We start from the raw sequence: 12793 nt of genomic DNA on the forward strand, positions 1-12793 counted from the left end.
TACGATCCGAGGGTGGTTCGCGCGGAGCGCCAGCGAGATGAGCAGCGGTTACGCCGCATCGACGCGGTTGCCGCTGCCACCCTGTCGCGGCTCGACGCCGCCGACCTCTTCGACGAGGTCCTCGACCGGGTGCGCGAGCTGCTGCAGGTCGACACGGCCGCCATCCTGCTGCTCGACGTACGCGCCCGGCACCTGGTGGCCACCGCGGCGAAGGGGCTGGAGGAGGAGGTCCGTCAGGGTTTCCGTGTCTCGATCGGGCGGGGGTTCGCCGGCCGCATCGCGATGACCCGGCAACCCGTGATCATCGAGGACGTGACCTCGGACCGGGTCGTCAACCCGGTCCTGTTGCAGGCCGGGGTTCGCTCCCTGCTCGGCGTACCGGTCATGTCGCAGGGCCGGCTGATCGGTGTGCTGCACGTCGGCACCCTCACCCCGCGCCGGTTCACCGGAGACGACGTCCGACTGCTGGAACTCGTCGCCAACCACGTCGCGCTGGCCAACCGGGCGCGGGAGAGCAGCCTTGACCACTCGGCCGCCCTGGCCCTGCAGCGGAGCCTGATCCCTGCCGAGTTCCCTCACGTGCCGAACCTGGAGCTGGCCGGGCGGTACGTGCCCGGGCACGCCTCCGGCGTCGGCGGCGACTGGTACGACGTCTTCACCCTCCCCTCCGGCTGGCTCGGCGTGGTCATGGGAGACGTGTCCGGTCACGGGCTGCAGTCTGCGGTGGTGATGGGGCGCGTCCGCAGCGCCCTGCGCGCGTACGCCCTCGTCTGCGCCGATCCGGCGGAGGCCCTCACCCTCCTCGACCGGAAGGTGGTCCACTTCGAGGCCGGCAGCCTCACCACCGCCCTGTACGCGATGATCTCGCCGGACGGCGCCACCGTCCGGATGTCCCTGGCCGGGCACCCCCAGCCGATCCTGGCCGCGCCCGGCCGACCGGCCGCCATGCTCGCCGCGCCCGTCGACCCGCCACTGGGCGCCGCCGGGAGGCACGGCGAACGCCGGGCCACGACCGTGGATCTCCCGGCCGGCGCGGTCCTGGTGTCCTACACCGACGGACTCGTCGAACGCCGGGGCGAACTGTTCGACGCCGGCGTGGCCCGGCTGACGGCCGCGGTCGCGGTGGGACCGGTCGAGGCGGTGTGCGACACGATCATGGCAACCCTCGACGCCGAACACCCCACGGACGACATCGCCCTGCTGGCCATCCGTCGGGTCACCGGCTGACCGTTCTGGACGGACCGGCGAGTTAGCGGCGCCGGCGGCGGTGGGCCAGGTCGGTGTGGTGGTGCCCGCCGGGATGGCTGTCCGGGTCGGTGTGCACGGTCGCGCTGGACAGCCGCGGCACGGCGTGGGTGAGCTGGTGCTCAGCATCGGCCGCGATCTCGTGCGCCGCGACCAGACTGAGGGTGGCGTCCACGACGAGATCGGCCTCGGCGTGCAGACGGTGACCGATCCAGCGCAGCCGTACCCCGGCCACGTCCCGGACGCCGTCGACGGCCCGCAGCGTGGCCTCGGCCCGGTCGACCAGTTCCGGGTCGACGGCGTCCATCAGCCGCCGGTAGACCTCGCGGGCGGCGTCCTTGAGCACGAACGCGATCGCGACCGCGATGACCAGCCCGACCGCCGGGTCGGCCCAGCGCCAGCCGAGGGCGGCGCCGGCGGCGGCGGCCAGCACGGCGAGCGAGGTGTAGCCGTCGGTCCGGGCGTGCAGCCCGTCGGCGACCAGCGCGGCGGAGCCGATCCGGCGGCCGACCCGGATGCGGTACCGGGCGACCAGTTCGTTGCCGACGAACCCGACGAGCCCGGCGGCGGCCACCCACGGCAGGTGGGCCACCTCGGCCGGGCGCACCAGCCGGTCGACGGCCGTCCAGGCGGCGGCGACGGCGGACGCGGCGATCACCGCGACGATGACGATGCCGGCGAGGTCCTCGGCCCGGCCGTAGCCGTAGGTGTAGGCGCGGGTGGCGGCCCGCCGGCCGAGCAGGAAGGCGATCCCCAGCGGTACGGCGGTCAGCGCGTCCGCGACGTTGTGCAGGGTGTCCCCGAGCAGGGCGACCGACCCGGACAGCACCACGACGGCCGCCTGGGCGAGGGCGGTGGCCCCAAGGCCGACCAGCGAGATCCACAACGCGCGCAGCCCGTCCCGGGAGGACTCCAACGCCGGGTCGACCTTCGCCCGGGAGTCGTGCGAGTGCGGGACGACGACGTGCCGCAGCTGGTGCCACCAGGCGGCGAGCCGCCGCTCGTGCGCGTGCGCGTGTTCGTGCGCGTGGTCGTGGTCGTGCTCGTGGTCGTGCACCGCTCCCCCTCATCCGGACGGATCCGTCCGTGGCGAGGCGACGATATGCGGCCCGACCCCGGTGCGACAACGCGGCAGATGCCAGTGACCTGCAACAACGCCATGCTGGCGGGGCGATCGCCGGGCCCGCGGGCTAGCGCTTCGCGCGGCGGGAACGGGCCGCGCCGACCAGTCCCACGCCGACCACGCCCACCCCCAGCAGGGCCAGCACGCCCCACGGGGCCCCGACGTCCCGCCGGCGGGGCGGATCGGCGACAGCCGGCGACCCGGCGACCCCGGCGGCGGTCGGTCGAGGTGCCGGGGCCGGCCGCGGGGGCGTCGGGTAGCGCAGGACGGTCGGTCGGGTGCCGCCCGGCTGGTCGGCGGTCTCGGAGACGGTGAGCAGGAAGCGGCCGTCCGGGGTGTAGCTGACGGACTCGCCCTGCGGCTCGTCGGGCAGGCTGACGACCCGCGGCCGCCCGGTGGTCAGCGCGGCGACCACGTCCCCGTCGGGGACGTCGAACTCGAACGCGTCGGCGTAGGTGCGCAGCACCACCCGCCGCCCGTCGGGCGCGGCCGCGGCGCCAGTGACCACGGCGCGGCCCAGGAAGCCGAAGGGATTGCTCGTGTCCGTGCCGGGCAGCGCCACCTGCCCCCGCCGCACCATCGGCACCGTCGTACCGGGCACCGGCGCCCGCGCCGGGCTGTAGATGCCGGCCGCGCCGCCCTGCTTCGTCACGAGGAGCGGGCGACCGTCGCCGGTCAGCAGGAGCGCCTCCGCGTCGTGCGGCCCGTCCGGGTAGGTCAACCGATGCAACACCGGCCGGGCGGCCCCCCGCGGCAGCTTCCACACGGCGACGGTGTCCCGGGAGCGGTCGTTGTCGCCGATGTCGGCGATCCAGATCGTGCCGTCCGCCGCGACGGCCAGGTCCTCGGTGTCCCGCGGCCGCGAGGGATAGCGCAGGGCGCGTACCACCCGGCAATGGTTGTCGAGGAAGAAGATCCGCCGCCGGGGCTCCTCGTCGGCGCTGTCGTTGACCATCACGTACCCGGTGGCCGTCGCGGCCATCCCGGAGATCTCGGTGAGCCGGCTGTCCCGTACCCGGCAGACCGGCGACCCGTGGGCCGGCGACGGCTGCGGAGACGGGCCGGCCACCGCCGCGTCAGCCGGCACCGCGACGAGCAGGGCAACGGCTACGGCCGGCCCGGCGACCGCCCACCGCCACCGCCACCGCGGCGACCTGCGCTGCTTCCCCACGGCCCGCGCCTCCGCTCCCCGCCGCCCGTCCGGCGTCCGCGCCCGGCACCCGTGCCGCGGGGCACGGCCCGGGCCGCGTGACCGGTGCTCGTAGAGGATACGTGGACGGCCGGACGCACCGGGGTACGGCGCCTGCGCACGGGGGCGCCACGGAAAGTCGGTTGCCGGCCACGGCCGCCTCCGGGAGAGTGCGGTCCATGACGTTCTGACGGCTGCACCCCGTTGCTCTCCAGGCCCCCGGCGCCCGGCCGGCGCCGGCCTGCCGTCCGCCCATCCCTCTTCGCGAGAAGCGAGCGTCTTTGTCTGCACACTCCCATCGGCCGGCGTCCGCACCGGCCACCATCACCGTGTTCGCCTCCCCGACCAGTTGGATCGAGTCGGATGCCGTCGCGCAGTGCCACCAGGTGGCCGCCCTCGACGGCATGGTCCACGTCGCCGGCATGCCGGACCTGCACCCGGGAAAGGGCGCCCCGATCGGCGCCGCCATGGCGTCGACCGTGCTGTACCCGTTCCTCGTCGGCTCCGACATCGGTTGCGGCATCGCCGTCTTCCCCATCGCGCTCAGGCGACCCGTACCGGAGAAGCTCGCCGCCCGGTTCCCCGACCTCGACCGCGCCTTGGACCCGGAGGAGGACGCCGACGACCCGGCCTGGGCGGTCCTGACCGGCGACGTCCCGGCCGGCCACCTCGACGGACTCGGGACGGTCGGCCGGGGCAACCACTTCGTCGAGCTGGCCCGGATCGGGACCGTGTTCGCGCCCGACCACGCGAGCCGCCTCGGGCTGGACGCCGGCGACCTGGTGCTCGTCGTCCACAGCGGCTCCCGCGGGTTGGGCGAGCGGATCCTGCGGGCGCACACCGAGGTCCACGGCGCCGGCCCGGCCCCCGACCCCGCCGCCTACCTGACCCGGCACGACGAGGCCGTACGGTGGGGGTCGCTCAACCGGCGGCTGCTGGCCGCCCGGGTCGCCCACGCCCTCGGCGCCGAGCCGACCGAGCCGGTCGTGGACCAGTGCCACAACCTGGTCGAGGTCCGCGACGGGGTCTACCTGCACCGCAAGGGCGCGGCGCCGGGCGACCGCCGGGACGTGCTGGTCGCCGGCACCCGCGGCACCCCCTCCTACCTGGTGGCCGCCCACGCCGGGCCGGCGGCCAACCACTCGGTGGCGCACGGCGCGGGTCGCAAGATGTCCCGGGCCGACGCGCTGCGCCGGGGCCGGGCCAAGCACACCGTCGAGGAACTGCGCCGCACCCCGGCGGGATCCCTGGTGGTGTGCGGCGACCGGCAACTGCTCTTCGAGGAGGCGCCCGCGGCCTACAAACGCATCGAGCAGGTGATCGCCGACCTCGTCGACCACGGCCTGGCCACCCCGATCGCCAGCACGGTTCCCGTGGTCACCTACAAGACGCCCGACGTCGGGTCCGCGCCCCGGGCGGACCGGCGGAACGACCGCCGCCGGCGGGGCCGGTCGTGACCGTGGACCTGCTCATGTCCACCGGGCGCGGCCCCGAGGAATGCGCCTGGGCCCTGGCGCGGCTGCTGGGCCGGCTGGAGGCCGACGCCGCCCGGCACGGTCTGACGATCCACCGGGCGCAGACCGTGCCCGGTGACCGGCCCGGCACCTACCGGTCGGTCCTGGTCCGGATCACCGGCGCCGATGCCGAGACGTTCGCCGCCGGCTGGACCGGAACTCTGTGCTGGCAGGCCCCCAGCCCGTACCGGGCGTCCACCGGCCGCAAGAACTGGTACGTCGTCGCCCGGCCGTGCCGGGTCGACACGCCGGTCACCACGTTCCGGGACGCGGACGTCGACGTCGTGGCCTGCCGGACCGGCGGCCCCGGCGGCCAGCACCGGAACAAGGCCAGCACGGCGGTCCGGGCCACCCACCGACCCTCGGGACTCGTCGTGGTGGTGGACACCGAGCGGCAGTTCGGCCTCAACCGCCGGATCGCCCTGGACCTGCTGCGCCGACGGATCGAGGAGGGCGACGAGGCGGCCCGGCGCGCCGACACCACCGCGCGCTGGCGCATCCACGACGAACTCGTCCGCGGCGATCCCACGCGGGTCGAGTGTCCGGACCCTTCCGGCCGGGACGCCACGGCGCAGCGGCGACGAGGATCGACCCGGCCGGCCCGTCGACCGTGAAGCCCCGCCGCCCAGGGGCTGAGCGTTCGCAACGGTGCGTCATCCGCGGCGGGCGGCGACGTTGATCCCGAGGGAAGGGCGAAACGGAGGTGGCGGACCATGGACAACGACGGCCGGCGGCCCGGCCGGCACCCGGCGGTCAGTCCCACCGGCGAGGGCCAGTCGGTGAGCCGGTTCGAGCTGCTGTTCGACCTGGTGTACGTCTTCGCGGTCACCCGCGTCTCGGAGTACATGGCGCACGCCCACGACGCCCACGGGGTCGTACAGGGCCTGCTGCTGCTGACGCTGCTGTGGTGGACCTGGTCGGGGTACGCGTGGCTCGGCAACCAGGCGCGCGCGGACCAGGGCCTGCTGCGGGCGGCGATGTCGGTGGCGATGGCCGCCATCTTCGTGGTCGACCTGACCATCCCCGAGGCGTGGCACGACGCGCCGGGCGGCCTCGACGGCCCCCTGGTGCTGGTCTGCGCCTACCTCGTCGTCCGCTGCGTGCACCTGGTCGTCTACTCGGTGGCGGCGGCCGGCGACCCGGGCCTGCGGCGCCAGCTGGCCATCACCTGGGTGCCCACCCTGGCCGGCGCCGCCCTGCTCCTGGTCGGGGTGGTGCTCGGCGGCGGGCGGCAGACGCTGCTCTTCGCCGGCGCGCTGGTCGTGGAGGGGACCCTCGTCTACGTCACCTCCCGCCGGGGCAACTGGCGAATCCACAGCGCCACCCACTGGACCGAGCGGCACGGCCTGTTCGTCATCCTGGCCGTCGGCGAGTCGATCCTCGCGATCGGGGTCGGCGCCACCGGTCAGCCGGTCAGCACCCCGCTGCTGGTGGCGGCCGTGCTCGGCGTTGCCGTGGCGATCGGCCTGTGGTGGCTCTACTTCGACCTCGTGTCACCGGCCTACGAGCACCGGCTCCGCGAGGCGCAGGGCCGGGCCCGGGCGACCCTCGCCGTCGAGGCTTACACCTACGGCCACTTCCCGATCATCGCCGGCATCGTGCTCGCCGCGCTCGGCGTCGAGGGCGTCCTCGCGCACGCGGCCGGGCACGAGCCGCTCGGCGTCTTCTACGCGGCCGCCCTGTGCGGCGGTACGGCGCTCTACCTCGCCGGGCACCTGCTGTTCGCCAACCGCATGCACTACGGGCTGCACGTCGGACGGTCCGTCACCCTGCTCGCCCTGCTGGCCTGGCTGCTGGCCGCCGCGGTGCTGCCCCCGCTGGTCGGGCTCACCGTCCTGGTGGTCATCCTCGCCGCCCTGATCGTCGGCGAAACCATCCGGTACGCCGACATCCGGCCCGGCCTGCGCGGCGAGTGAGGCCGGGCCTCCGCACGGTCAGGCAGGTGTCATCGGCAGCAGCACGACGAACCGGGTGTCCCCGGGCTCCGACTGCACCCGGATGTCCCCGTGGTGCTTGTTGACCACGATGCGGTAGGAGATGTCCAACCCGAGGCCGGTGCCCTCACCCACGGGCTTCGTGGTGAAGAACGGCTCGAAGATGCGCGGCCGGACCTCCGGCGGGATCCCGCCGCCGGTGTCCCGCACCTCCACGATCAGCCGGTCCTCCTTGCGCGCGGTCCGGATGGTCAGCGTGCCGGTGCCGCCCATCGCCCCGAGCGCGTTGTCGATCAGATTGGTCCACACCTGGTTCAGCTCGGCCGCGTAGGCAGGGACGGCCGGCAGGTTCTCGGCGTACTCCTTCACCACCCGCACCCCGGGCGGGATCTTCGCCTGGAGCATGACCAGGGTCGCGTCGAGCAGGTCGTGGACGTCGACGGTCTGGTAGGGCGCACGGTCCAGCTGGGAGTACTGCTTCGCGGCCCCGACCAGGCCGGAGATCCGGGACACCGCGTCGTCGATCTCACCCATCAGCAGCTCGGTGTCGATGGTGTACACGATCCAGCGGATCGCCGACTCGACGTCGTCGCCGCCGACCGCGGCGTCGACCTGGCTCAACCACCCGCTGTCGATGCCGGCGGCGACCAGCGTGGGGGCGAGGTCCCAGGCGCCGCGTATCCCGTGGTCGTCCAGCCAGTCGGTCAGCTCGTCCTCGGCGTCGCTGGCCGCCAGCGGCGTCAGCTGCGGCGCCGCGGCGGCCCGCTTCACCGCCTCCTCCTGGAGCCCCACCAGCTCGTGCAGGCGCCGGCCGTCCAGCCTGCCGTCGGCGATCATGGCCAGCTTGTGCCGCATCTTGGCGACCCGGTCGCGCAGCGCGGCGGTGGCCCGGACCGCCCCCGCCGCCGGGTTGTTGAGCTCGTGGGTGAGGCCCGCCGAGAGGGCGCCCAGGGCCAGCAGCCGTTCCCGTTCACCGACGATGGTCTGCGTGTTGCGCATCCCGATGAAGAGCCCCTCCAGCAGGTGGGTGGCCATCGGGAACCAGGTCCGCATCGCGTCGGCGATGATCGCGGCGGGGAGCGCGAAGACCGCGCAGTCGGTGACCGCGAAGAGGCTGTTCAGGTAGCGCTGCTCGGCCGGGTCCCCGATGTACGCCTGCATCGCGCCGCCGTACACGCCCGGCAGGCTGGTCCGGCTCAGCTCGACGTCGTCGCCCTGGACCCGACGGTGCATCGTCACCGTGCCGTGGAGCAGCACGTAGAAGCAGCTCGCCTGCTCCCCTTCGACGTACACGGCCTCCCCGGCCCGGCGCCGCTCGACCCGGCCATGCTCGCACAGGTGGGCCAACTGGTCCGGGTCGAGCGACTCGAAGAGGAAGAGGCGGCGCAGCTCGTCGGGGGTGAGCCGGTCGGATTCGATGGTCACTGCGCCTCCAGGTAGCGGTGCACCAGCGAGACCGCCATCGCGCCCTCGCCGACGGCCGAGGCCACCCGCTTCACCGACTCGGCCCGCACGTCACCGGCGGCGAACACGCCGGGCATGCTGGACTCCAGGTGGTACGGGTCGCGCGGCAGCGTCCACCCGGCCGGCCGGTGGCCGCCGCGGGTCAGGTCGGGGCCGGTCAGGACGAAGCCACGCGGATCCCGGGCGACCGCGCCGTCGAGCCAGTCGGTGCACGGCTCCGCGCCGATGAAGACGAACAGCCACGAGGTGTCGACCCGGCGGCACTCCCCGGTACGGGTGTCGCGCAGGGTCACCTCCTCCAGGTGCTCCTGGCCGGCGCCGCCGACCACCTCGGTGTACGGATGCACCTCGACGTTGTCGATCCGGGCGAGCTGCTCGATCAGGTAGCTGGACATGGACCGGGTGAGGTCGTCGCCGCGGATCAGCAGGTGCACCCGCCGGGCGTACCGGGAGAAGTGCACGGCGGCCTGACCGGCCGAGTTCGCCCCGCCGACGATGTAGACGTCCTGCCCGGAGCAGCTCGGCGCCTCGCTCGACACCGACCCGTAGAAGCAGCCACGACCGGTCAGCTCGGCCAGCCCCGGCGCCGGCAGCATCCGGTAGGAGACGCCGGTGGCGAGCACGACCGTGTGCGCGGCGACGCTGCTGCCGTCCGCGAACCGCAGCACCCGCGCCGCCCCGGCGTCCTCCAGGGCCACCACCTCGCGGGCGCTGAGCAGCTCGGTGCCGAACCGCAGCGCCTGCCGGCGGGCCCGGTCGGTCAGCTGCGACCCGGAAACGCCGTCCGGGAAGCCGAGGTAGTTCTCGATCCGGCTGCTCTGCCCGGCCTGGCCACCGGTGGCCCGCCGCTCGATCAGCACGGTTCGCAGCCCCTCGGAGGCGCCGTAGACGGCGGCCCCGAGCCCGGCCGGGCCGGCCCCGACCACCACCAGGTCGTAGAAGTCGGCGGCCGGGGTCGTGGCCAGCCCGACGTGCGCGGCCAGGTCGGCCTCCGTCGGCTGCACCAGCGACTTGCCGTCGGTCGTCACGACCAGGGGTACGTCGTTCGCGCTCACTCCCGCCGCCGCCAGCAACTGCGCGCCCTCGGGTTCGTCGGCGAGCACCCAGCGGAACGGCACCAGGTTGCGGGCCAGGAAGTCGCGGGCCTTGAAGGACGGGGCGGACCAGCGGTGCCCGACCACGCGCAGGTCGGTGGCGGGCGCGGGGGCGCTGGCCGTCCACGCCTCCAGCAGCGAGTCCAGCACCGGATAGAGCTTCTCCTCCGGCGGGTGCCAGGGCTTGAGCAGGTAGTGGTCGAGGTCGATGACGTTGATCGCGTTGATCGCGGCGTCGGTGTCGGCGTACGCGGTCAGCAGGACCCGGCGGGCGGCGGGGAAGAGGTCCATCGCCGCCTCGAGGAACTCGATGCCGTTCATCTGCGGCATCCGGTAGTCGGCGACCAACACGGCCACCTGCTCGCCGCGCAGCTTCAACTCCCGCAGTGCCTCCAGCGCCGTCTCCGGGGAGTCGGCCCGCACCACGCGGTACCGGTCGCCGTACCGGCGACGGATGTCGCGGGCGACCGCGCGGGAGACGGCCGGGTCGTCGTCGACGGTGAGGATCGCGGGGTTGGGCATGCCGTCTAGTGAAGCACGGCGGTCGAGCCGGATTCGCGCTCGCGACCGCCGGTTGGCGGGTGCCCACCGGAGCGCGGCGACCCGACCCGGGCGGCGCCGGGAGCCCGGCCCGGCGCCGCGCGGGCGGGGCGGCGGGACCCGGCCGATCAGCGACGTCCGGCCGAGGCCAGTGGCTGCCGGTCCTCCGCGTCGGGCACCCCGTCGGCACCGGGCCGGTGCCCCGGCGGTCGCTCGGCACCGGCGCCGGCCCGGCCGCCGTCGGCCCGACGCCGGCGCCACCACCGCCACCCGATCCCCACCGCCGCGCCCAACACGGCCACCCCGAGCAGCAGCGCCGCCCGGTCCAGCACCGGCCGCAGTGGCGCCGCCGAGACGCGTACGGGAGGGGCGGCCGACCCGCCGGCCGGGACCAGCCAGGGGTGGGTGTCGGTGACCGGCGGCAGGCCGTCGCGCAGCACGGTCACGCCCACCCGCCACTGTCCCGGGGTACGGATGTCGTCCACGGCGACCACCCAGCCATCGGCGGTCCGGGTGACCGGGTGCACCGCGCGTTCCCCGTTGGGCCCGCTGAGCAGCAGCGACACCCCGGTCACCGGGCCGGGCGCCGGGCGGCGGGTGTCCCCGACGCCGACGCTGACGATGTTGCGTCCCGGCCGGTTGGGGCGTACGGCCACCGTGTCGACGAGGTCCGCGACCTGGCCGCTGACCTGCGGCTCGGCCCGGGCGGCGGCCACCGGGAAGGCAGGCCCCCGGCCCGGGCCGGTGGCGGCGAGCGCTCCGGCCAGACCGAGGGCGACCGCCAGCAGGGCCGCCTCCGCGCGTAGCCCGCGCCCCGGCAGGCCGGCCCGGCGCAGCCGGCGGGCGGTCCGGGCACCGAGCAGCACGGCCACGCCGGCCACCGCCGCCTTGGCCAGCATCAGCAGCCCGTACGGCGAGCCGACCAGCGCGTCCACGGTGGCCACCTGGGGGCCGGTCAGCAGCAGCCCGGTGAGCACGAGCAGGGTGAGGCAGCCGACCGCGAGCGTGGCGAAGGCGCGCAGCAGGGCGCGGACCTGGGCGGCCCGGTCGGGAGTGTGCCGGAGCAGCGGGAGCAGGACGAGAGCGGCGGCGAGGACGCTGCCGGCCCAGCCGCCGGCCGCGAGCACATGGACGCCGCCGACCAGCGCGGTCCGCGACGGCCCGCCCATCGGGTGACCGAGCAGCGCGGTGCCCGCCGCCGCGGCGATCGCCCCGGTCATCCCGACGACCACGGACGCCGGCACGCCGGGACCCGGGCGACTGGCCGGCGGGACGGCGCCCGAGGGGTCGGGGGCGGCGACCGCGCGGGGCCGGCGGCTGGCGCGCAGCGCCACCACGAGCAGCGCGGCCGTGCCGGCCTCGCGGAGCAGCCAGCGGCCGCCGGTGAGCTGGTCGGCCAGGAGCCGCCACCGGTCACCCGCCCCGGCGAGCTGGACGGCCAGTTGCAGGGGCGCGGCGAGCAGGGCGACGACACCCGCGTACCCGGCGACGGTGAGCAGCCGGCGGCGCAGCGCGGCCGCCGTGGGGTCGGGCCGCCGGCGGGCGACGGCGGCGTGCAGCAACGCGAGCGCGCTGCCGCCGAGCAGCACCGACAGGCCGAGCAGGCCGAGCGCGCGGGCGGCGGTCTCCCGCGGGCCGGGGCCGACCGGGCCGGCGACGCCGGCGGCGGTGACCTGCCGCCCGACGCCGAAGACCAGGGTGCCGCTGGTGGTGTGCAGATCGTCGGAGGAGAGCGTCCGCCAGGCGACGTGGTACGTGTTCGGCGGCAGCGCCGGCAGGCCGGCGACCAGGGTGACCGCCTCCTCGCTGTCGGCGTCCTCGGTGGCCGGGGCGCCGTCGGAGTCGCGCAGCGCCAGCCCGGTCACCGCCCAGTGCCGGCCGTCGCCGTCGACCAGGGTGATCCGGGCGGCGGCGAGTTCCACGTGCTCGGTGAAGGCGAGGGTGAGCGTCTCCGGCGCCCGGTCCAGCACCGCGCCGTCGGCGGGCGCGCTGCCGGCGAGGTACGCGTGGGCCTGCGCCGGCGCGGGCCCGACCAGCACGGCCAGGCCCGCCACGGCGAGCGCGGCGAGGAGGCGGACCGGCCGGGGCACGCCGGTCACCGCACCGGCACGTGGGCCAGGCGGCGCTGCCCCGACGTGATCTCGATGGTGTCGCCGCGCTTGATGGCGCCGCCGTTGTTCAGGTAGAGCAGGTAGTAGCTCTGGCCGGGGCGCAGCTCGTGGCCCTGCTTCATCAGGGCCGCCCGCCAGGCCAGCTTGCCGGAGCGCTCGTTGCGCAGCCGGGGCGGATGCTTCGTGTCGTTCTGGAAGGCCGACGCCTTCTGGGTGTCCAGCACCACGTAGCGCAGCTCCACCAGGCCGCCGTCGCCGACCACGGCCGCCTGGGTGAAGCGGATGCCGAGCTGGGCCTCCAGCTGCCCGTCGTGCGGGACGGCGTAGCCCTGCCGGGCGTCGGCGTACCCGCCGAAGCGGACGATCGACACCGCGACCAGCGCCAGGACGAGCAGCGGGAGCATCAGCCGGCCAAGGCGGGGACGCGGGATGCGGAACGGGATCGCGACCATGGTCAGGACTCCTCAGGGGACGGTGGGGGGGGGGGGGGGGCCCGCCCCCCCCCCCCCCCCGGGGGGGGGGGGGGGGCGACACCCACAGACCCCCCCCCCCCGTCCGAAACCCCCCATCCAGTCCTCC

Annotated in this window: 10 protein-coding genes; 4 read left to right on the plus strand and 6 right to left on the minus strand. The window is 75.4% G+C overall.

The features are described from left to right. Positions 1–12 precede the first annotated feature (12 nt). Positions 13–1227: a PP2C family protein-serine/threonine phosphatase gene (locus tag ACZ6S5_RS03725; RefSeq protein WP_465997398.1), complete on the plus strand. Its 1215-nt coding sequence runs from the start codon at positions 13–15 to the stop codon at positions 1225–1227. A gap of 22 nt (positions 1228–1249) precedes the next feature. Here ACZ6S5_RS03725 and ACZ6S5_RS03730 read toward each other — a convergent pair whose 3' ends face one another. Together ACZ6S5_RS03730 and ACZ6S5_RS03735 are read right to left on the minus strand one after the other, a co-directional pair. Next, positions 1250–2302, minus strand: coding sequence for a cation diffusion facilitator family transporter (locus ACZ6S5_RS03730; protein ID WP_465997400.1), 1053 nt, complete (start codon positions 2300–2302; stop codon positions 1250–1252). Positions 2303–2435: 133 nt separating this feature from the next. After that, positions 2436–3539 carry an SdiA-regulated/phytase-like domain-containing protein gene (locus ACZ6S5_RS03735; protein WP_465997402.1) on the minus strand — a complete coding sequence of 368 codons (1104 nt, stop codon included), beginning with the start codon at positions 3537–3539 and terminating at the stop codon, positions 2436–2438. A gap of 299 nt (positions 3540–3838) precedes the next feature. Here ACZ6S5_RS03735 and ACZ6S5_RS03740 point away from each other — a divergent pair, with 299 nt between their 5' ends. The 3 genes from ACZ6S5_RS03740 to ACZ6S5_RS03750 all read left to right on the plus strand — a co-directional run bounded on the left by ACZ6S5_RS03740 (position 3839) and on the right by ACZ6S5_RS03750 (position 6987). Next, positions 3839–5014 carry an RNA ligase RtcB family protein gene (locus ACZ6S5_RS03740; RefSeq protein ID WP_465997404.1) on the plus strand — a complete coding sequence of 392 codons (1176 nt, stop codon included), beginning with the start codon at positions 3839–3841 and terminating at the stop codon, positions 5012–5014. Between the two features lie 14 nt (positions 5015–5028). Next, positions 5029–5685 carry a peptide chain release factor H gene (gene prfH / locus ACZ6S5_RS03745; protein WP_465997422.1) on the plus strand — a complete coding sequence of 219 codons (657 nt, stop codon included), beginning with the start codon at positions 5029–5031 and terminating at the stop codon, positions 5683–5685. A gap of 99 nt (positions 5686–5784) precedes the next feature. Beyond that, positions 5785–6987, plus strand: coding sequence for a low temperature requirement protein A (locus ACZ6S5_RS03750; RefSeq protein WP_465997405.1), 1203 nt, complete (start codon positions 5785–5787; stop codon positions 6985–6987). 18 nt (positions 6988–7005) lie between these two features. Here ACZ6S5_RS03750 and ACZ6S5_RS03755 read toward each other — a convergent pair whose 3' ends face one another. The 4 genes from ACZ6S5_RS03755 to ACZ6S5_RS03770 form a co-directional block, all read right to left on the minus strand. Then, positions 7006–8430 (minus strand): ATP-binding protein, encoded by a 1425-nt coding sequence (locus tag ACZ6S5_RS03755; RefSeq protein WP_465997407.1) that lies wholly within the window; start codon positions 8428–8430, stop codon positions 7006–7008. Continuing rightward, on the minus strand, positions 8427–10085 hold the full coding sequence (locus ACZ6S5_RS03760; protein WP_465997409.1) for an NAD(P)/FAD-dependent oxidoreductase: 1659 nt from the start codon (positions 10083–10085) through the stop codon (positions 8427–8429). The genes ACZ6S5_RS03755 and ACZ6S5_RS03760 overlap by 4 nt, the downstream gene beginning before the upstream one ends. Positions 10086–10231: 146 nt before the next feature. Beyond that, positions 10232–12202 carry a copper resistance protein CopC gene (locus ACZ6S5_RS03765; protein ID WP_465997410.1) on the minus strand — a complete coding sequence of 657 codons (1971 nt, stop codon included), beginning with the start codon at positions 12200–12202 and terminating at the stop codon, positions 10232–10234. Further along, positions 12199–12666, minus strand: coding sequence for a hypothetical protein (locus ACZ6S5_RS03770; protein ID WP_465997412.1), 468 nt, complete (start codon positions 12664–12666; stop codon positions 12199–12201). The genes ACZ6S5_RS03765 and ACZ6S5_RS03770 overlap by 4 nt, the downstream gene beginning before the upstream one ends. Positions 12667–12793: the final 127 nt, after the last annotated feature.

The organism is Micromonospora sp. NPDC051924 (assembly GCF_055586005.1).